At 72.1% G+C, this 18,286-nt stretch carries 18 protein-coding genes; 8 read left to right on the forward strand and 10 right to left on the reverse strand.

Annotated elements, in window-relative coordinates; all coding sequences use genetic code 11:
* Positions 1 to 244 precede the first annotated feature (244 nt).
* Both G4D86_RS35595 and rpsU read right to left on the reverse strand, forming a co-directional pair.
* Complete coding sequence (locus G4D86_RS35595) at positions 245 to 703, reverse strand: GatB/YqeY domain-containing protein (RefSeq protein WP_163998583.1); 459 nt, start codon at positions 701 to 703, stop codon at positions 245 to 247.
* A 91-nt stretch (positions 704 to 794) separates the two neighbouring features.
* Positions 795 to 989, reverse strand: a complete 195-nt coding sequence (gene rpsU / locus G4D86_RS35600) for a 30S ribosomal protein S21 (RefSeq protein ID WP_002614080.1) — start codon at positions 987 to 989, stop codon at positions 795 to 797.
* Positions 990 to 1,121: 132 nt separating this feature from the next.
* On the opposite strand from rpsU, the gene G4D86_RS35605 reads away from it, so the two are divergent.
* Positions 1,122 to 2,711 carry a HEAT repeat domain-containing protein gene (locus G4D86_RS35605; RefSeq protein ID WP_240360641.1) on the forward strand — a complete coding sequence of 530 codons (1,590 nt, stop codon included), beginning with the start codon at positions 1,122 to 1,124 and terminating at the stop codon, positions 2,709 to 2,711.
* 63 nt (positions 2,712 to 2,774) lie between these two features.
* On the opposite strand, the gene G4D86_RS35610 is transcribed toward G4D86_RS35605, so the two are convergent.
* The gene (locus tag G4D86_RS35610; RefSeq protein WP_163998584.1) at positions 2,775 to 3,686 is read right to left on the reverse strand and encodes a GGDEF domain-containing protein; all 912 of its coding nucleotides are present in this window, start codon (positions 3,684 to 3,686) and stop codon (positions 2,775 to 2,777) included.
* Positions 3,687 to 3,755: 69 nt separating this feature from the next.
* The gene (locus G4D86_RS35615; protein ID WP_163998585.1) at positions 3,756 to 4,817 is read right to left on the reverse strand and encodes an asparaginase; all 1,062 of its coding nucleotides are present in this window, start codon (positions 4,815 to 4,817) and stop codon (positions 3,756 to 3,758) included.
* Between the two features lie 74 nt (positions 4,818 to 4,891).
* On the opposite strand from G4D86_RS35615, the gene G4D86_RS35620 reads away from it, so the two are divergent.
* From G4D86_RS35620 to truD, 3 genes are read left to right on the forward strand one after another with little or no spacing between them, the layout of a single operon-like run.
* A complete protein-coding gene (locus tag G4D86_RS35620; RefSeq protein WP_163998754.1) occupies positions 4,892 to 5,899 on the forward strand; it encodes a DsbA family protein in 1,008 nt (335 codons plus the stop codon).
* A gap of 8 nt (positions 5,900 to 5,907) precedes the next feature.
* Positions 5,908 to 7,254, forward strand: a complete 1,347-nt coding sequence (locus G4D86_RS35625) for a DUF4388 domain-containing protein (RefSeq protein WP_163998586.1) — start codon at positions 5,908 to 5,910, stop codon at positions 7,252 to 7,254.
* Entirely contained in the window at positions 7,251 to 8,288 is a 1,038-nt protein-coding gene (truD, locus tag G4D86_RS35630; protein WP_163998587.1) for a tRNA pseudouridine(13) synthase TruD, read from the forward strand. Before G4D86_RS35625 ends, truD begins: the two co-directional genes overlap by 4 nt.
* A gap of 138 nt (positions 8,289 to 8,426) precedes the next feature.
* Here the strand turns inward: truD and G4D86_RS35635 are convergent, their stop codons facing one another.
* Together G4D86_RS35635 and G4D86_RS35640 are read right to left on the reverse strand one after the other, a co-directional pair.
* Positions 8,427 to 9,854: an OmpA family protein gene (locus G4D86_RS35635; protein ID WP_163998588.1), complete on the reverse strand. Its 1,428-nt coding sequence runs from the start codon at positions 9,852 to 9,854 to the stop codon at positions 8,427 to 8,429.
* Between the two features lie 32 nt (positions 9,855 to 9,886).
* Positions 9,887 to 10,201 (reverse strand): DUF4398 domain-containing protein, encoded by a 315-nt coding sequence (locus tag G4D86_RS35640; RefSeq protein ID WP_163998589.1) that lies wholly within the window; start codon positions 10,199 to 10,201, stop codon positions 9,887 to 9,889.
* Between the two features lie 151 nt (positions 10,202 to 10,352).
* Between G4D86_RS35640 and G4D86_RS35645 the strand changes: the two genes are divergently transcribed.
* Both G4D86_RS35645 and G4D86_RS35650 read left to right on the forward strand, forming a co-directional pair.
* Positions 10,353 to 11,336 (forward strand): HEAT repeat domain-containing protein, encoded by a 984-nt coding sequence (locus tag G4D86_RS35645; RefSeq protein ID WP_205519990.1) that lies wholly within the window; start codon positions 10,353 to 10,355, stop codon positions 11,334 to 11,336.
* Positions 11,333 to 12,310 (forward strand): N-acetylmuramoyl-L-alanine amidase-like domain-containing protein, encoded by a 978-nt coding sequence (locus tag G4D86_RS35650; protein ID WP_163998590.1) that lies wholly within the window; start codon positions 11,333 to 11,335, stop codon positions 12,308 to 12,310. Before G4D86_RS35645 ends, G4D86_RS35650 begins: the two co-directional genes overlap by 4 nt.
* A gap of 7 nt (positions 12,311 to 12,317) precedes the next feature.
* On the opposite strand, the gene G4D86_RS35655 is transcribed toward G4D86_RS35650, so the two are convergent.
* The gene (locus G4D86_RS35655) at positions 12,318 to 12,767 is read right to left on the reverse strand and encodes a putative signal transducing protein (protein WP_163998591.1); all 450 of its coding nucleotides are present in this window, start codon (positions 12,765 to 12,767) and stop codon (positions 12,318 to 12,320) included.
* Positions 12,768 to 12,852: 85 nt separating this feature from the next.
* Complete coding sequence (locus G4D86_RS35660; RefSeq protein ID WP_163998592.1) at positions 12,853 to 13,248, reverse strand: response regulator; 396 nt, start codon at positions 13,246 to 13,248, stop codon at positions 12,853 to 12,855.
* 164 nt (positions 13,249 to 13,412) lie between these two features.
* Between G4D86_RS35660 and hpf the strand changes: the two genes are divergently transcribed.
* Both hpf and G4D86_RS35670 read left to right on the forward strand, forming a co-directional pair.
* Positions 13,413 to 13,772, forward strand: coding sequence for a ribosome hibernation-promoting factor, HPF/YfiA family (gene hpf / locus G4D86_RS35665; RefSeq protein WP_163998593.1), 360 nt, complete (start codon positions 13,413 to 13,415; stop codon positions 13,770 to 13,772).
* Between the two features lie 143 nt (positions 13,773 to 13,915).
* Positions 13,916 to 15,919 carry an MXAN_5187 family protein gene (locus tag G4D86_RS35670; RefSeq protein ID WP_163998594.1) on the forward strand — a complete coding sequence of 668 codons (2,004 nt, stop codon included), beginning with the start codon at positions 13,916 to 13,918 and terminating at the stop codon, positions 15,917 to 15,919.
* A gap of 133 nt (positions 15,920 to 16,052) precedes the next feature.
* Here the strand turns inward: G4D86_RS35670 and G4D86_RS35675 are convergent, their stop codons facing one another.
* Positions 16,053 to 16,472 carry a response regulator gene (locus G4D86_RS35675; RefSeq protein WP_163998595.1) on the reverse strand — a complete coding sequence of 140 codons (420 nt, stop codon included), beginning with the start codon at positions 16,470 to 16,472 and terminating at the stop codon, positions 16,053 to 16,055.
* 134 nt (positions 16,473 to 16,606) lie between these two features.
* Positions 16,607 to 18,286, reverse strand: a complete 1,680-nt coding sequence (locus G4D86_RS35680; protein WP_163998596.1) for an ATP-binding protein — start codon at positions 18,284 to 18,286, stop codon at positions 16,607 to 16,609.

Genomic DNA, 18,286 nt, shown 5'->3' on the forward strand with positions numbered 1-18,286 from the left:
CCCGCGGCCGTGGCCGAGGGGGAGCGGGAGAAGAGCGGGGGCGGATGGGGCACGGACGGGACTCCTGCGGGCCCCCTGGACAACGGCTTTCCGCTGGACGGGGCGGAAGCGGGTGGGGGCCGGCCCTGGCACTTAATGACGGGGGGGCAGGGGGGCAAGTTTCCGCCCCCTCGGCAGCCCCAAATGCAACGGCGCCGCCGGTTTCCCGACAGCGCCGCACGGTGCTCCACGCGTTGGAAGCGGCTCAGGACAGCTTGGCGAGCTGCGCCTTCACGGCGTCGGAGATGGCGCGGCCCTCGGCCTTGCCCTGGAGCTTGGGGTTGAGGTTCTTCATCACCGCACCCATGTCCTTGGGGCCCTTGGCACCCACCTCGGCGATGGCGGCCTGGACCTCGGCGGTGAGCTCGTCGGCGGTGAGCTGCTTGGGGAGGTAGTTCTGGAGGACGCCGATCTCGGCCTCTTCCTTTTCCGCCAACTCCGGGCGGCCGCCGGACTTGAACTGCTCGATGGAGTCGCGGCGCTGCTTGATGAGGCCGGTGATGACGGACTGGACGCCCGCGTCGTCGAGGGCGGAGGCGCCGGGCTCGACTTCCTTGTACTTCACCGCGCTCTTGAGCATCCGCAGGACGAGGAGGGTGAGCTCGTTCTTGGACCGCATCGCGTCCTTCAGGTCCGCGTCGATCCGCTCCTTCAGGGTGGCCATTCGCGACTCCGCTTCAGCAAGGGGTGTTCGGGGACTGGACGACGGGAGCCAGGGCACCTGACGGGGCCCCGGCTCCACGCGCGGGCCTCGCTTAGAACGACTTGCGGGCCTTCTTCACCGCGCGCTTCTTGGCGGCGAGGGCCTTCTTCTTCCGCTTCACGGAAGGCTTCTCGTAGTGCTCGCGCTTGCGGATCTCGGAAAGGATTCCGGCCTTCTCGGTGGCCTTCTTGAAGCGCTTGAGGGCGCTTTCAATGGACTCTCCTTCCTTAACTCGGATACCGGGCATACTGTCACCTCCTTCCGCCATGCGTAGATGTGGGTGTGACTTTAAAGGGGCAGCGGGTATGTCCCAGTGCCGGGTAAAACGCAAGGGCGCTGGAGGGAAACGCTAGTGCCGATGCACTAGAGTGGCCGCATCGTGAGCCCTGCCCTCCTCCTGGTGGTGCTCCTGGCGACCGGCCAGAGCGCCGGCACCGGGACGAAGGACTGCTGGATGTCGTGTCAGCGGCATGTGACGGACACCGCGCAGCGCGCGAGGGCCTGCAGGGCGTGCCTCCCCGGCGGACGCGTGGACGCCTGGGTAGGTGCCCTGGAGGGCATGCGACCGTCGAATCGTGAAGCCCTCGTCTCCGCGCGGAAGGACGCGGACTGGCGGGTGCGGTGGGCCGCGGTGCGCGCGGACGCCCGGCTCCGCGGCGTCACGGAGCGCCGGTTGCTGGCGGAGTGGGTGGCCGCGACGCCGGCCTCGTCGGATCTGGACGCGTGTCTCACCGCCGCCCGCGCCGCCGTCGAGGCGGGCCAGTCCTCGGCGGACTTCCTCAAGGATGCCGGCGCGCGGGGGCCGGAGGCGGCGGCCCGGGTGTGGGCGCGGCGCGAGGGCATCCGCAAGGCGCTGGAGCTGGAGCTGTACGCGGAGGACATGACGGTGCGGGGCACGGCGCTCGCGCACCTGTCCGGCTTCCTGGGCCGGCGGCCCGCGCGGGTGGTGCTGGACGCGCTCGCCTCGCGGCCGGAGGCGGGGGATGGGATTACCGCCAGCGCGCTGAAGGTGGTGGCCGAGCGCAAGCGCACCTCGGTGGGGCGCCTGCTGCTGGATGAAGCGCGGCCGGCGGACGAGGCGCGGGTGAACCGGCTCTTCGCGGTGTACTCGCGCGAGCTGGAGACGCTGCAGGTGGACCTGGCCGGGCCGGACCCGCTCCAGCGCCGCAAGGCGGTGCAGTCGCTGCGCGTCTACGGCCCGCTGGCGCGCAGGGAGCTGGAGCACGCGCTGGAGGACGCGGACCGGTGGGTGCGCGAGGCCGCCGCGCGCGGGCTGGCGGACGCGGAGGGCGTGTCGCTGCGCCTGGCCTCCGAGCGCCGGCTGGCAGCGGGGGACGCCACGGTGGCGCGGCCGTGGCTGGAGGCGATGGTGCATGAGAAGGGCTGCGCGGCCTTCCTCCTGGGCGCGGCCCGGCAAACGCAGCTGCCCGCGGCGCTGCGCGGCGACGCGCTGGCGCAATTGGCGGACTGTGACGAGGGCTCGCGCGAGCGCTTCGCCTCGCTGGCGCTCTACCTGAATGACTCGCAGGCGCTGGTGCGGGCCGGCGCCGTGCGCGCATTGGGGCTGCTGTCGGCGCGCCGCACGGACGTGGCGGAGGCCACCTCGCGCGCGCTGGAGGACCCGGCGCCGGAGGTGGTGGCCGCCGCGCTGGAGGCGGTGGGCAACCAGCGCCAGTCCACGCGCGGGGACGACGCGGCGGGGCTGCTCGGCTCGGAGCACCCGGTGGTGCGCGCGGCCGCCGCGAAGGCGCTGGAGCACATCGGCCGGTCGCCCCATGTGAAGGAGCTGTCCGTGTGCCTGCGCGAGGACCCGGTGGCCTCCGTGCGCGTGGCCGCGGCGCAGGCCCTGGGGAGCATCGGCGGGCCCCAGGCCGCCGCCGCGCTGTCCGACGCGGCGGCGCGCGACGCGGACACCCACGTGCAGCACGTGTCCCGTGAGGGGCTGAGGCGGCTGGGCTTCGGGCTGTAGCGACGCGGCCCCCGGTGCAGCGGGGGCGCGCGAGGCGAGACGCGGCGAGCCTCGGGCCCTGGCTCAGAGGCCGCTGACGGCCTTGGCGTCCACGCGGTTGCGGCCCGCGCGCTTGGCCCGGTACAGGTACTTGTCCGCCGCGGCGATGAGGTCCTCGGGCTGCGAGAAGTCCGAGTCCAGCAGCGTGGCCACGCCCAGGCTGATGGTGACCTTGATGGGTGTGCCGCCGAAGACGAAGTCGGCCTTGTCCACCGCGTAGCGGCAGCGCTCCGCGCACGCCAGCGCCTGGTCCTCGGCGGACTCGCGCAGCATCAGCGCGAACTCCTCGCCGCCGTAGCGGGCCAGCAAATCCTCCGTGCGCACCGTGTCGCTCACGCGCTGGGCGATGCGCGTCAGCACGTAGTCACCCGCCGGGTGGCCGTACGCGTCGTTGATCTTCTTGAAGTGGTCCACGTCGAACAGCACGAGCGACAGCGGCACCCGGTGGCGCAGGCAGTAGCTGAACTCCTTGCGCACCGTCTCCAGGAAGTACTTCTTGTTGTAGACGCGGGTGAGGCCGTCGCGCGTGGCGGACTCGTAGATGCTGCGCTGGTACTGCTCCTCCAGCGCGTCCTGGATGGAGAACTTGAGGACGGTGTTGGAGCCGATCTGGATCTTGTCGCCGTCGTAGAGCGGCGCGGCGTTCACCTTCAGGCCGTTGAGGTACGTGCCGTTGGTGCTGGCCAGGTCCACCAGCTGGAAGCGCCCATCCCCCAGCGCCACCACCTTGGCGTGCTTGCGGGAGATGCCGTCGTCCTCCACCTGGAACTGGGCCTCGGAGCTGCGGCCCAGGACGACTTCAGAGCGGTCCAGCTTGAACATCCGTCCAATGCCCGCCGCGGACTTGGCGCTGATGACGATCAGATACGCGCTCTGCTGCTGGGCACTGCCCAGCAGGTCCGAAATGGAATGGACGGAAGTTTTCTCCTCGGACATCGCGTCACCCATCTTACGGGCCGCCTTTTCGCCACGGCAAGCATGCTGCCCTCTTCCCCATCATGTCCGTCACTCCGCCCGCACCCGCCGCGCGGGCCGGCGGCGTTTGGGCGCGGGTGGGGGGACTGTCGGCCGTCCGACGGTCAGCTCGCCTGCTACAGGGGTCCGGATGAAGCGCGCCAGGGCCTCCGGAGAGTGCGGATGGTAGGCCAGCCCCTGCATCAGCTTCACCAGCGCCGCCGAGGGCGTCATGTCCGCGCCGCCCACCGCGCCCGCCGCCAGCGCCTCCGCCCCGGACTCATAGAGCGAGAGGTCCACGCCGTTGCGGTACGCCTGGCTCACCACGACTACAGGCACGTTCCGCTCGCGGGCCTGGGTGAACAGCGGCCTGAGCGAGCGGCCCAGCTCCGGGTCGATGGGGAAGTTGCCTGCCCCGTACGCCTCCAGCACCAGCCCGTGCACGTGCGGCAGCAGCTGCAGCGGCAGCGCCGGGTCCAGCCCGGGGAACACCTTCAGGAGGAAGACGCGCGAGTCGAGCTTCTCGAAGAGGCGGAAGGCGCCGCGCGGCTTGAGGCCCGGCTCGAAGGTGGCATCCACGCCCAGCGTGCCCAGCACGGGGCAGTTGGGGCTGTCGAAGGCGTCGTACTCGGCCACCTTCACCTTCCGCGTCCGGTTGCCCCGGTACAGGTGCGAGTCGAAGCAGATGGTGACCTCGCGCGGGCCCTGGATGGCGGACAGCACCGCGTCGATGAGGTTGAGCCGGGCGTCCGAGCGGATTTCCCCCAGCGGCCGCTGCGAGCCCGTCAGCACCACCGGGCAGGGCGGGTTGCGCAGCATGAAGGAGAGGGCGCTCGCCGTGTAGGCCAGCGTATCCGTTCCATGGGTCACCACGGCCCCGTCGAAGTGGGGGAGCCGGTGGTGGAGGTGGGCGGCCATGCGGCTCCACAGCTCCGGCTGCATCTCCGAGCTGTCGAGGTTGCTGAACAGCTCCAGCTCGATGTCCGCGAGCCGGAACAGCTCCGGGGCACGGGCCTTGAGCGTCTTGAAGAAGGCCGAGGGGCGCAGGGCGGACGGCCGACCACCGGCCATTCCGAGCGTGCCCCCCGTATGCAGCAGCAGGACTCTGGGCATGATGGGCAAGGGGGCTTCCCTGCCAAGGCTGGCGTTCCTTTACAAGCCCCGCGCGCATGGCTAAGACCCGCCGCGTGCTCCTTTCCTGCTGGAAGCGTGTCATTCCCCTGCTGGCCGCCGCCGTCCTGACGGGGCCCGGCTGCAAGAGCCCCGAGGGCGCCACTCCGGCCGCGTCCCCGGCGCCCGCCGCCTCCGCGCCAGCCGCCACCCCCGCCGCGGCCCCGGCCGCCCAGCCTGGCCCGGCCCCCTCCGCGGCGCCGTCGTCGGACCCCGCCGCCGTGCTCAGCGGCATCCCGGGCATGGACTTCTCCTCGCTGCCCCCGGCGGCGAAGCGCGAGCTGGCCACCGTCCTCAGCGACGAGTTCTGCTACTGCGGCTGCCCCCACACCCTGGGCGCCTGCCTGAAGCAGCACACCCCCTGCAAGCACGCGAAGCGGATGGCCCGGCTGGCCGCGCGCATGGTGGCCGAGGGCAACCCCGCCACCGAGGTCATCGTCTCCCTGTCGCAGTACTACGCCGCCTTTCGCGACCCGCGGGCCCAGTTCAAGGTGGACGACCGCATGTGCGTCGGGAGCGCGAGCGCCCCGGTGACGCTGGTGGAGTTCTCCGACTTCGAGTGCCCGTACTGCGCCAAGGCCCGCCCGGTGCTGGAGGCCTTCGCGAAGAAGAACGCGCAGCAGGTGCGCTTCTGCTACCTGCCCTTCCCCCTGTCCAACCACGCCAACGCCATTCCCGCGGCGCAGACGGCGCTGTGGGCGAGAGACCAGGGCAAGTTCTGGCAGATGCACGACGCCCTCTTCGAGCACCAGGAGAACCTCAAGCCGGAGGCGCTGCCCGCGCTGGCGAAGAGCGTGGGGCTGGACGGCGACAAGCTGGCCGCGGTGCTCAAGTCCGAGTCCTACAAGCAGGAGCTGGAGGGCTTCCGCAACCAGGGCCGCGCGGCCGGCCTCACCGGCACGCCGTCCGTCTACTTCAACGGGCGCCCCATCGACCTGGGCTTCATCCAGGACGAGCTGCTCGCCCACAGCCTCGAGGACGAGCTGGAGTGGCGCACCAACAACAACGCCTGGGCGGCTGACTGACGCCGGGCATGACGTCTCGCTTCCGCATCGAGGGGTCGGGCCAGCTCGCCCCGGAAGATAGACAGGCTCCGTCGCCGCTGGCGGGGCGCTCGGGGACGTACGCCCTGGTGCCGACGGCGCCGGACCTGCTCGTCTTCTCGCGCACCCCCGCGGAGGGCGGCTCCATCCCCCTGCCGCGCGTGGTGCTGTCCGGGGACGCGGGCGGCTTCCCGCTGTCGGACCTCATCGCCTTCCTCAGCCAGTCGCGCTGGAGCGGCGTCATCCGCGTCAGCTCGCCGGGCGGGGAGCGCTCCGTCACCTTCCGCGAGGGCGAGGTGCGCGGCGCGTCCTCCGACGACCCGGCGGACCGGCTGGGCGAGGTGCTGGTGCGGCTGGGCTACGTGGAGCGCCCCCAGGTGGAGGCCGTGCTGCGCGAGCAGCCGCCGTCCAAGGTGGGTCGCGCGCTGGTGGAGAAGGGGCTCTTGCAGGCGCATGACCTCTTCAAGTGCGTCACCCACCAGGTGAGCGAGATCTTCCACGCCATCGTCCTGTGCCGCGAGGGGAGCTTCTTCCTCGTGGACCAGCCGGTGGACGAGAAGACGGGCCACATCATCCAGCTCTCCACGCAGAGCCTGCTGATGGACAGCATCCGGAAGATCGACGAGATGGCGCACTTCCGGAAGCGCATCCCGCACGGGCGCCTGTACGTGACGCGCAAGCGCCCGTCGGACGGGAAGCTGGAGGAGGACGAGGACCGGGTGCTGGCCATGCTCGACGGCCGGCGCACGATTCTGGAGCTGGGCCACGCGGCGCGGCTGTCCGAGTTCGACATCACCAAGGTGGTGTTCCGGCTGCTGGAGGGTGGCTTCGCGTCGACGACGGACAAGCCGCTGATGGTTCCCGCGGCGGCCGCGTCCACCCCCACGCCCGTCCCGCAGGTGAAGCCGGCCGTGGCCGTCACGCCGGCCGCCCCGCCCGCGGTGCGCGCCCTGCCCACGGTGGACCCGCGGCCGGTGGCGCGCGTCTTCAACTTCATCTTCCGCGAGATTCGCGACGAGGTGGCCAAGCAGGGCATGGACCGCGAGTTCATCGCCGCCGCCAACGCCGCGCTCTCCGGGCAGGCCCTGTCGTCGTCGCCGGTGCTGGAGGGCCTGGCCTTCCTGGCGGACGGCAGCCTGCCGGAGCCGAAGCTGATTGAGGCCTTCGAGCGGCACCGCGCGCAGCTGGGCAGCGAGCCGCTGGCGTCCTTCAAGCAGGCGCTCAGCGACGTGATGTTCTTCCTGCTCTTCCAGGCCGGAGAGCTGCTGGAGTCTCGCGCGGACGAGGACCTCGCCCGGCGCGTGAAGGAATTGCTGGCCACGCTCGAGGCGCCGTGACGGATTCAGAGTTGCCGCGGTTGACGGCGGACGTGCCCGGGTGTGGCGGCGCGTTCAAGCTGGTGCCCGAGGACTTCGAGGTGGAGGAGGTCCCTGCGTACCTGCCTTCCGGTGAGGGCGAGCACCTCTACCTCTGGCTGGAGAAGCGCGGCCGGGACACCCGCGAGGTGGTGAAGGCGCTGGCCCTGGCCCTGGGCGTGTCCGAGGACGACGTGGGCGTGGCGGGGATGAAGGACCGGCAGGCCGTCACCCGGCAGCTCATCTCCGTGCCCGCGCGGGCCGAGCCCAAGGTGGAGGGCTTCGCGCTGGAGGGCGTGCGCGTGCTGTGGACGAAGCGCCACGGCAACAAGCTCCGCACCGGGCACCTGCGCGGCAATCGCTTCCGGCTGCGGCTGCGCGGCGTGAAGGACCTGGGCGCCGCGCGCGAGACGTTCTCCCGGCTGGTGGAGCGGGGCCTGCCCAACTACTTCGGCGAGCAGCGCTTCGGCCGCGCGGGCGACAACGCGGACCAGGGCAAGCTGCTGCTGCTGGGCCAGCGGCTGGCGAAGCGGCCAGACCGCTTCCAGCGCAAGCTGTACCTGTCCGCCTTCCAGTCCCGCCTCTTCAACCGCGCCCTGGTCGAACGCCTGCGCGCGGGCACGCTGGCCACCGCGCTGCGCGGGGACGTGCTGCGCAAGGAGGAGACGGGCGGCCTCTTCGTCTGCGAGGCGCCCGAGGTGGACGGCCCGCGCGTGGCCGCCTTCGAGGTGAGCCCGGCCGGGCCCCTCTTCGGTCCGAAGATGCCGGCGTCCGCCGGGGACGTCGCCGAGGCTGAGGCGCGGCTGCTCGTCGCGGAGGGCATCACGCTGGAGGACTTCAAGCGCGGCGGCGGCGAGACGGAAGGCGGGCGCAGGCCCTACCGCGTCCGCCTGGGCTCGCCCGAGCTGGTGCCCGAGCCGTCCTCCGAGGGTGGCGAGGACGTGTGGCTCACCTTCGAGCTGCCCCGGGGCGCGTACGCCACCGAGGTGCTGCACGAGCTGCTCAAGGACGGCTGAGCGGCCGCTCCGCCACGCCCTCCGGCGCACCCAGACCCTGAAAACAGCAGCGCCTCCGGGGGCTTACGGCCCGCGGAGGCGCTTTGCTTCATCCCGCCTGACGCTCCGGCCGGCCAGGCCGGAGCGGGGCAGGGTGGCTCACTGCTCGATGATGTTGAACTCGGTGCGGCGGTTCTGCGCGCGGCCGGCCTTGGTGTTGTTCGGGCCAATCGGCTTCGTCTCGCCGAAGCCCACGGCTTCGATGCGGCCCGGGTCGATGCCCCGGCGCAGCAGCTGCGCCTTCACCGAGTCCGCGCGCTTCTGCGACAGCCGCAGGTTCGACAAATCCTTGCCCAGCGAGTCCGTGTGGCCCTCCACGCGGATCTTCTTGATCCACGGCGCGTCGCGGAGCGCCGCGGCCACGTCGTCGAGGATGGCGGTGCTCTGCTTGCCGACAATCTTCGCCGAGCCGGCCCCGAAGAGGATCTGCTTCTTGATTTCGATGCGGTCCTTCTTGATGACGACCGTCTTGTACTGCCTGGGGCAGCCGCGCTCCTCCTTCACGCCGGGCTGGTCCGGGCACGCGTCCAGCCGGTCGACGATGCCGTCGTTGTCCCCGTCCTTGTCGGCGCAGCCGCCGTTCTCCGCGGGGCCGGACTCCTGCGGGCACTTGTCCTGACCATCCGGAATGCCGTCGCTGTCGTTGTCCAGGTCCGGGCAGCCGTCGTCATCCTGGAAGCCGTCCTTGTCCTCCGGCTCGTCCGGGCACTTGTCCTGCGGGTCGTTCAGCCCGTCGCCGTCCTTGTCGAGGATGGGGCAGCCCACGTTCTGCACCGGGCCCGTCTCCGTGGGGCACTTGTCCGCGCTGTCCACGAGGCCGTCCTGGTCGTTGTCCAGCTCGGGGCAGCCGTCCTCGTCCTGGAAGCCGTCCTTGTCCTCGGCCTGGTCCGCGCACTTGTCCTGCGGGTCGAAGATGCCGTCGCCGTCGCGGTCCTTCGGCGCCTCCTGCGGGCAGCCCTGGTTGTCCTGCACGCCGGGGTTGAGCGGGCACTTGTCGTTGCCGTCCAGCACGCCGTCGTTGTCGTTGTCCGGCTCGGGGCAGCCGTCCTCGTCCTGGAAGCCGTCCTTGTCCTCGGCCTGGTCCGGGCAGGGGTCGTCCTTGTCCAGCGTGCCGTCCCCGTCGTTGTCCGTCTCCTCGATGCGGACCACCACCTGGGGCGGCTGCGGCTGCTGGGGCTGCTGCGGCTGGGGCTGCTTCGGCTGCTGGGCCTCGGGCCGCTCGCGGACGAGCACCTGGCGCGGGCCGCAGTTCTTGGACAGCTCCAGCGCGCGGTCCACCGCGGTGTCGGCGGTGCGCACGTGGCTGGCGGCGCGGCTGCTGTTGCCCTGGCTCAGCTCGCCCCGGGCGAAGTCGAGGTGGGCCTCGGCGGTGGCCAGCTCCACCGGGGCACAGCGGAGGGCGCCACTGCGGCGGGCGCGCTCCACGTCGTTCGCGAGCACCTCGGTGTCAGCGCGAATCTTGCTGCCACTGACGCAGGCGACGGCGAGGAGCAGGGGGAGCAGCGCGGCGAGGGAAGGACGCGTCATCTGGGAGCGCTCGGGCGTCACGGGTTCGGGCGTCACGGGTTCCGGCCACCGGATTCGGGGGTACTGCCGGAGGTGGCCATGGCCTTCTCGCGGGCCTCGTTGGCGAAGCGGGAGGCCTTCACGGCGAAGTCCACGCCGGCCTGGTAGTCGGAGTAGCCCACCTCCTCGCGAGCCTTGGAGAGGTACAGGTTGGCGGCGGTCCACTCGTACGGGGCGAGCTTGTCGGCCCCGGCCGTGCGCGCGGCCTGGATCTGCACCTCGGCGTCGAGGATGTTCGCGGTGGACTTCACGGGGCCGCACGCGGCGAGCGCCCCCGCCACCGCCACCAGCACCATCAGCTTCTTCATAGGGTGGCGCCTCTAGAGAGGGGTAGGACCCATCGGTCGTATCAATCACACCCTGGGGGGTCAAGAATCGGGCAGACCGCGCCGGCCGGGGGGCCGGGCGTGGAGGCGGGACTTTGACGGCCGGCGCCGTGCTTGCCATCGTTCCGCCCCCGTGCGCCCGCCCGTCCTCCCAGCCCTCCTGCTCGCGCTGCTGCTCCCGCTGCTCGCCCTGTCCGCCTCGCCGTCCTCCGCGAAGCGCGGCCAGCGACGCGCGGAGACGGAGCAGGTCATCCTGAGCGTCGCCGAGGGGGGCGCGGTGCCCCCGGCCATCTCCCGGCTGCGCTTCCTGCGCGAGGAGGCCTACGCGGCGGACGAAATCGCGGAGGTGCTGCGCAAGGTGCTGGACGAGCGGCCCCGCCGCAACCTCGTCGCGGTGCTGGCGGGGCTGGAGACGCGCGCCGCCGAGCACACCCTGGCGCGCCTTGCCGGCGACGACGACAGCGCGGTGCGCATGTACGCCGCGCAGGGCCTGGCCCGGCTGAACAGCCGCAACACCGGGGTGCTGCTGCCGCTCCTCCAGGACAAGAGCAGCGGGGTGCGCAAGGAGGCCGCGCGGGCCCTGGGCGCCTCGCGCAACGCGAAGATGGGCGTCCCGCTGTTGAAGGCGGCCAAGGCGGAGCCGGAGCTGGAGGTGCGCGCCGTCATGCTGGCCGCCGTGGGCGACACCGGGGACGCGAAGCAGGCGGCGGCCCTCAAGTCCTTCCTCACGAGCGACTCGGAGAGCACCCGCTTCGCGGCGGCGCGGGGGCTGTGCCGCCTGGGCTCGCAGGACGGCTTCGCCTTCGCGGGGAAGCTGTTGGGCTCGCAGGACCGCTTCGTGCGCCGCCAGGGGCTGGAGCTGTACGAGGGCGTCAGCGCGAAGAAGGCCGCCCCCGCGCTCAAGCCGCTGCTGGAGGACAAGGACCGCGCGCTCGCCGCCGGCGCGGCGCGCATCCTCTACCAGGGCGGCGAGGCAGCCATGCTGGACTGGCTCGTGCTGGCCTCGTGGAACGCCAAGGGCGAGGAGAAGCTGGCGTACGAGAAGGAGCTGGAGACGCTCCAGCTCCAGGACGACCGGCGCAAGGCCATCCTCCGCAAGGCGGGTGTCGCGAAATGAAGGCCGTGACGTTGCTGTCCCTGGCGCTGCTGTCCCGCGCCTCCCTCGCCGCCTCACCGCCTCCGGCCTCCGCGCCTCCGGCCGAAGCGGCGGACACCCACCCCGGCGCCGAGGCCATTCTCGAGTCCCCCGCCGCGTCCGCGCAGGCGGCGACGTCCACCCCGCACCGGCCCAATGGCTGGGAGGGGCTCACCGCGGAGCAGCGGGCCGCGCTCGTGGCCGAGGACCCGGACGCGCCGCTGCCCGAGCGCGTGCTGCGGATGAGCGAGCGCTTCATCAACACGCCCTACGTGCTGTCGCCCCTGGGCGAGGGCCAGGGCGTGGACCCGGACCCCACCTTCCGGCTGGACGCGGTGGACTGCCTCACCTTCGTGGAGCAGTCCGTGGCGCTGGGGCTGGCGCGCAGCGAGCCGGAAGTCGCCCCGCTGCTGGAGCACCTGCGCTACGCGAGCTCGCCTTCCTACGAGGACCGCAACCACCTCATGGAGGCGCAGTGGCTGCCCAACAACATCCGCAAGGGCTTCCTCGTGGACGTGACGCGGCGCTACGCCGGTGAGGACGCGGTGGGCGTCACCAAGACGCTCACCCCGCTCACCTGGCAGTCGCGCTCGTCGGCGGCGCTGGCACTGCCGAAAGAGCGGCGGCCGGTGGGCACGTACCCGCTGAACATGCTCCCGCTGGAGCGGGTGCTCACGCACGCGCGCTCCATCCCCTCGGGCACCATCCTCGTGGTGCTGCGCGAGGATTTGCCGCTGAAGGCCACCCGCGTGACGCACCTGGGCTTCGTGGTGCAGCGCAAGAAGCGCACGTACCTGCGCCACGCCTCGCGCGGCGGCTACAACCGCGTGGTGGACGAGGACCTGGAGACGTTCCTCGCCCGCAACGCGCGCTACGCGAAGTGGAAGGTGACGGGCGTCAGCCTCTTCGAGGTGCGCCGGCCGGACGCTCCGGCCAGCGCCATGCGCTCGCCCTGACGCCTGCTCAGGGAGCGGGCGGCGGAGCGGAAGACTGCAGCTCGCCCTCTCGCTCCTCCTCTTCCGCGGCCTGGACGGCCTCGTCGGTGGTGGCCAGCTCCTGCACCCGCTCCTGCTCCAGGAGCGGAATGGCGCGGGCCGCCGCGTCCTCGGGCACGAGGATTTCCCACCAGGGCAGCAGGTTGCCGGTGGTCAGCGTGTCCACCACGCCCGAGCGGCCGGCACGCACCAGCACGGGGATGTTGGCCTCCTGGAGCAGCTCCACGAAGGCCTCCGCCGTGAATGGGTCCTCCGCGGTGGCCGCGCGCACGAAGACGCGCTTGTCCAACTCATGAGGCAGCGGCAGCCCCCGTGCCCGCATCTCCGCCTCGCTCACGAGAAGCGGGTTGCCTGGGCAGTCCGCGCAGTCCTGCACGCTGTCCTGGTACTCCGAGCCGCACCTGGCGCAGTATTTCATCGACGGTCCCTCCTGCCCGTGTGGTGTCTGGAGGGTCATGGTAGGGCCGACGCCCGCGAGCGGCACCCCCGTCCAGACACTTCGTTCAGTGGCGGGCTTCCTCGGGGCCACCGCCCATCCACCGCCGGGCCTCTCCGCCCAGCCGGCCCACGGCGGCGCTGAGCCGCTCCACGTCGATGGGCTTGCGTAGCACCACGTCGCAGAACTCCGCCCCCTGCACCTGTGTGTAGCCGGACACGAGGATGACGCGGGCGCGGGGCTCGCGCTCCTTCACCCGCTGTGCCAGCTCGGTGCCGAGCATTCCGGGCAGTGACTCGTCCGTCACCACCACGTCCGGGTGCTCGGCCTCGAAGGCCTTGAGCCCCGCGAGTCCGTCCGGCGCGGTCCTCACGTCGAACTCGGCTTCCAGCAGCTCGGCCAGCAGCTCCCGGCTGTCCCCGTCGTCCTCTACCAGCAGGACCTTGATTCGCTCGTCACCCATGTGCCTGGGAAACCCACGTGTCGGAGTGAATCGTCCTCCGCCCCCTCGGTCGCCCCCGCGCCCTTCCGCCAGGAGGGCAGGAGAGCAGGGGAGCAGGGGAGCAGCGGGGCCCCCTCTCACCGGAAGGTGTCGGGCTGTCCATCTTTGACACCGGAGGTGATGCCATGAAGGTGTTGCTGCGTGGAGTGCACCTGGACCTGACGGATGCCCTCAAGGCGTATGTGGACGAGCACCTGGTGAGCCGCATCGAGCGGTTCGCGGATGACGAGGCGGCGGAAATCGATATCTCGCTCGTGGACACGAATGGTCCCAAGGGCGGCGTGGACAAGGAGTGCCGGGTGACGGTGCGGCTGCCCGGCCTGTCCGCGGTGCACGTGACGGAGTCGGCGGACTCGCTGTTCCCCGCCATCGACGCATCGCGTGATCGGCTGGAGAAGACCCTCAAGCGCACGCTGGAGCGGCGGCGCGACGTGCAGACCAACGGCCTGCCGCAGGATACGACGGTAGACGTGCCCACCTACTAACCGGGATGGGAAGCAGTACGGGCCCGGTCTCCCAGGTCGTCGACCTGGCGACCGGGCTCGGCGTGTCCATTGCCCGAATCTTGCTGGTCCCGAATGGTGAACGCTATAAGCGGAACCCTTCACCCTCGGGCTAAAGGATGGCGATGGTCCGCCTCAAGTTCCTCGTCTTCGCATTCCTGGTCATCGGACTGGGCGTTGCTCACCTGCCGATGCTGTCGGGACCGCTGCGCGAGCGCGCCGTGGCGGGAGCCTCGTCTCAGGCCGCCAGTGGCGCCGCCGAGGTGGCGCGTCGCGTGGACGCCCGCCGCGCCGAAGTGCAGTCGCTGGCCCTGAAGCTGGCCGCCACGCCGGACGTCCTCTCCGCGGTGGCCGCGCTGCAGCCGGCTTCTCGCGCCACCGCGCCTCGCAACCCTCGCGACCGTGGAGGCGATGACGACAGCCCGGCCGGTCCGCAGCCCCTGACGGCCGAGCGCTTCGCCGCGGTGCGCACCGCCGCCCAGGCCGTGCTGCCCAAGGAGCTGAAGAACGCCGTGGTGGCGGTGGTGGCGCAGGACGCGCAGTTCCACGCCGTCGCCGCTGGCGAGCCGTCCTCGGACACCACGAAGCTGGACGTGGCGGCGGTGGCGAAGGCCGGCACGACGGTGCTGGATGCCTTCGGTGCTCCGCACGTGTTCGCGTCCGTTCCGCTCATGTGGAATGGGGACTCGCGCACCGGGCCGCTGGCCACGCTGGTGGTGGGCGCGCCGCTGATGGACGAGGGCCTGCTGCAGGCCGCCGTGGATGCGTCCGGCGTCGCGGCGCTCGCGCTGGTGAAGGGTGACGCGGTGGTGGGCGCCGCTGGCGCGGAGAAGGCGCTGGCGGAGGGCTCGTTGGCGCAAGTGGCGGCCGGAGCGAGCGGCGTGGTGCTGCGCAGCGGCCAGCTCCAGGACTTCGGTCCGGTGAAGCTGCCTGCCTTCACGAATGGCGACTTCATGGGCGGCCAGGCGCCGCTGATGGTGGGCTCGCGTCGCGCGCTCGAGGGCACCCCGGTGGAGGTGCTCGCGGTGGCCGACACCCGCGCGGTGATGGGCGCGCTGGCCGGCTACCAGCAGAACGCGCTGATGGGCCTGGCGGGCCTGCTGGCCCTCTCGCTGGTGTGGACGGTGCTGATGGGCTCGGGCCGCTCGGGCGATGAGGTCCAGGGCAACTCCGACACGCTGAGCCTGTCGGCCGCCATGGCCGCCGCCGCGCCGCCGATGCAGGCCGCGCCGCAGCAGCTGCAGGGCGCGGATGCGTTCGCCAGGTCTCCTCCGGCCCCGACGCCGGGGCCCCTGGCGGACCCGTTCTCCATGCCCGCGCCCGCGCCGGCTCCCTCGGCGGACCCGTTCGCCATGGCGCCCCCGGCCCCCGCGCCCATGGGCGACCCGTTCGCCATGTCCCCGCCGACCCAGGCGCCCATGGGGGACATGTTCTCGCTGCCGCCTCCGGCCGCCGCTCCGGTGGCTTCCGCGCCCCTGTCGGACCCGTTCTCCTCGGCGGACCCGTTCGGCGCGCCCGACGCGTTCCCGTTCCCCGCGCCGCCTCCCGCTTCGGCGCCCGCGCCGTTCGCCGCGGCGTCGTCCATGCCCTTCGAGCCGGACCCCGCGGCCTTCCCTCCCGTGGAGCCCCTGACCCCGGCGTCTCCGCGCCGTGGCGCGTTCGCCTTCGAGGACCAGCCCACGGCGGCGTACTCGCTGCAGCAGGCGGCGGACCCGTTCGCCCTCGCGTCCGCGCAGACGCCGGACAACCCGGAGACGACGCGCGTGGCGGCGATTCCGCGCGAGCTGCTCCAGGCCAGCGCCCGTCCGCAGACGTCGGAAGCCATCCCCATGCCCGCGCCGCGCTCGTCGGTGGCGCCGCCCCCGGCCGCGATTCCGCTGCCCGGCCTGGGCAACTCCGCGGTGGCGCTCTCCGAGGAGCAGCACTTCCAGGAGGTCTTCCGCGAGTTCCTCACCACCCGCGAGCGGTGCGGTGAGCCGGCCGACGGACTGACCTACGACAAGTTCGTGCAGAAGCTCCGCAAGAACAAGGAACAGCTCGTCCAGAAGTACGCATGCAAGACGGTGCGCTTCCAGGTCTACGTGAAGGAGGGCAAGGCCGCCCTCAAGGCCACGCCCGTCAAGGACTGACGCGCGGCGCGCACACCCGCGCGGTGACGAAGGCCCGTGATCTCCTCCGTGAGGTCGCGGGCCTTCTTGCGTCAGCGGTGATGCGCTCGCGGCCTGCCTGCCGGCGCCGCCGCGCGCGCGACAGCGCCCCGCGTCAGGCCTGGCCCTCGCTGGAGCGCACCTGCTCCGCGCGGGCCTGGAGGATGGGGCGCACCACGCCGCGGAAGTGCTCCCAGGCGCTGGGGCTGGAGGGCGCTTCCAGCATCGCGAGGATGCCCGAGAGGGGCACGTCCTGCGGCAGCCACGTCGCGCGCGACACGATGATGACGGGCACCTTCGGAAACGCCGGGTTGAGCAGCAGCTCCCCGTAGATGCCCCAGCCGCTGATGTCCGGCAGGTCCAGGTCCAGCAGGAGCAGATGCGGCGGCGGGCCTGACTTCAGGGTTCCGAGCGCGTGCAGCGCATGGTTCACAATCTGGACGTCCCAGCCCTCGGCCTCGAGGAGCGCGCCCAGGTTTCGGGCGAAGAAGACGTTGTCGTCCACGATGAGGGCGCGAGGGCGCGGCGACTGCATGGCGGGGCAGTGTAGCCAGATTGCGACTGCCATCGGAATCGCGATGGCAGCCACCCCGCGCGCGCGGTGGGGTCGCCATCACCCCGAGTGCAGGCGGCGCGTCTGCGGCTGGGGTGGAACCTACCCGCCTGCGGCTACTCCGCCCGCAACCGCGCGGGGCCGAGGCCTTCCGCGCGGGGGAGCACGACGATGAAGCGCGCGCCCTGGCCGGGCTCGCCGGCCACGTCGAGCTTGCCGCCGTGCTCCTGGAGGATGCGCGCGGCGATGGCCAGCCCCAGGCCGGTGCCGCCTTCCTTGGTGGTGAAGTAGGGCTCGAAGATGCGGGCGCGGTGCTCGGGGGGAATGCCGGGGCCGCTGTCCTCCACCTCGACGATGGCGTCCGCCTCCGTGCCCTTCACGCGCACGCGCAGCGCGCCGCCCTTCTCCTTCATCGCCTCCTCGCCGTTCTTCACCAGGTTGACCAGCACCTGGGTGAGCTGGTCCCTGTCCACCTTCGCCACCACGCCCGTCTGGAGCGACGGGAGGATCTGGATGCCCTCGGGCGGCGCGGCGTACAGCGACAGCACGCTCTGCACCAGTTCGCCCAGGTCCACCGGCGCGAGCTGCGGCTTGGGCATGCGCGCGAAGCGGCTGAACTCGTCCACGATTCGCCGCAGCCGGTCCACCTCCTCCAGCACCACGCCCGCGCTCTCCTTGAACATGTCCGGGAAGCGCGGGTGCCGGGCCTCCTGCGCGGCGAGCAGCGTCTCCAGCGACATGCGGATGGGCGTCAGCGGGTTCTTGATTTCGTGCGCCAGCCGCCGCGCCACCTCCTGCCACGCGGCAATGCGCTCGCTGGCCACCAACCGCTCGGTGGTGGCCTTCAGCTCTCCCGTCATGCGGTTGAACGTCCGCACCAGCTCGCCCACCTCGCCGCTGGCCTCGACGGCGACCTGCGCGTCCAGCGCGCCCTCGGCCACGCGGCGAGCGCCCTCGGTGAGGGCTTCCACCGGGCGCGTCATCCACCGCGACACCAGGAGGCCCAGCAGCACCGCGAAGGCGGCGCCCAGTCCCGCCAGCAGGAGGAAGGCGCGCATGACGCCCTGCTCGGCCTCGTTCGCGGCGGCACGGCTGAAGACGAGGCGCACGGTGGCCGCCTCTCCCAGGGGGAGCGTCCGCTCCACCGTGGGAGGTTCGGCCTCGCCGGCCCGGGCCAGCTCCGTGTCACCGGACATCAGCGACACCCGGGCCTGGGTGAGGCGCGCCAGGTGCTGCGCCAGTCCCTCGTCCAGGAGCACGCCGCCCACGGCCCACAGACGCAGGTCGCCGTAGTCCACCGGGCGCGCGGTGACGAGCGCGGGAAGCTGGCGCAGGCCGGACGGTGTGCGCACCTCCACGCGGACCGGCACGGGCTTCGGTGACTTCTCGCGCGTGACGTCGAAGAGGGCGGGGTCCGGGTCTCCCCGGCGAGCGGGCAGGTGGCCGGAGGACAGCACCGTGCCGCCCCGGTCGAAGAGGGCGAGCACCGTCAGGCCGCGGCTGCGCATCAGCCCCTCGGCGGTGCCGGCCTGAATCGCGCGGGTGGGGCTCTCGCGCGCTTCGCGGGCCAGGTCCTCCATGGCGGGGCTGTCCACCAGCTCTTCCACCGCGCGGCGGGCGTTGGCGCCGGAGCGCTCGAGGGACTCCTGCGCGGAGGTGATGGCCGCTTCCATTCGCGCGTCCAGCTCGCGAGACAGCGTGTCGCGCAGCCGGGTGAGGGTGGGGGGCACCACCACCGCGAGCGGCACCACCGCGAGCAGCGTGAAGGCGAGCGCCAGCCGCGTCCTCAGGCGCAT

The organism is Pyxidicoccus caerfyrddinensis (assembly GCF_010894405.1).
GTDB lineage: Bacteria > Myxococcota > Myxococcia > Myxococcales > Myxococcaceae > Myxococcus > Myxococcus caerfyrddinensis.

Coding starts and splice junctions, on each gene's coding strand:
- G4D86_RS35595 (WP_163998583.1), bottom strand. CDS start 703: ATGGCCACCCTGAAGGAGCGGATCGACGCGGACCTGAAGGACGCGATG.
- rpsU (WP_002614080.1), bottom strand. CDS start 989: ATGCCCGGTATCCGAGTTAAGGAAGGAGAGTCCATTGAAAGCGCCCTC.
- G4D86_RS35610 (WP_163998584.1), bottom strand. CDS start 3,686: ATGTCCGAGGAGAAAACTTCCGTCCATTCCATTTCGGACCTGCTGGGC.
- G4D86_RS35615 (WP_163998585.1), bottom strand. CDS start 4,817: ATGCCCAGAGTCCTGCTGCTGCATACGGGGGGCACGCTCGGAATGGCC.
- G4D86_RS35625 (WP_163998586.1), top strand. CDS start 5,908: ATGACGTCTCGCTTCCGCATCGAGGGGTCGGGCCAGCTCGCCCCGGAA.
- G4D86_RS35635 (WP_163998588.1), bottom strand. CDS start 9,854: ATGACGCGTCCTTCCCTCGCCGCGCTGCTCCCCCTGCTCCTCGCCGTC.
- G4D86_RS35640 (WP_163998589.1), bottom strand. CDS start 10,201: ATGAAGAAGCTGATGGTGCTGGTGGCGGTGGCGGGGGCGCTCGCCGCG.
- G4D86_RS35650 (WP_163998590.1), top strand. CDS start 11,333: ATGAAGGCCGTGACGTTGCTGTCCCTGGCGCTGCTGTCCCGCGCCTCC.
- G4D86_RS35655 (WP_163998591.1), bottom strand. CDS start 12,767: ATGAAATACTGCGCCAGGTGCGGCTCGGAGTACCAGGACAGCGTGCAG.
- G4D86_RS35660 (WP_163998592.1), bottom strand. CDS start 13,248: ATGGGTGACGAGCGAATCAAGGTCCTGCTGGTAGAGGACGACGGGGAC.
- hpf (WP_163998593.1), top strand. CDS start 13,413: ATGAAGGTGTTGCTGCGTGGAGTGCACCTGGACCTGACGGATGCCCTC.
- G4D86_RS35670 (WP_163998594.1), top strand. CDS start 13,916: ATGGTCCGCCTCAAGTTCCTCGTCTTCGCATTCCTGGTCATCGGACTG.
- G4D86_RS35675 (WP_163998595.1), bottom strand. CDS start 16,472: ATGCAGTCGCCGCGCCCTCGCGCCCTCATCGTGGACGACAACGTCTTC.
- G4D86_RS35680 (WP_163998596.1), bottom strand. CDS start 18,286: ATGCGCCTGAGGACGCGGCTGGCGCTCGCCTTCACGCTGCTCGCGGTG.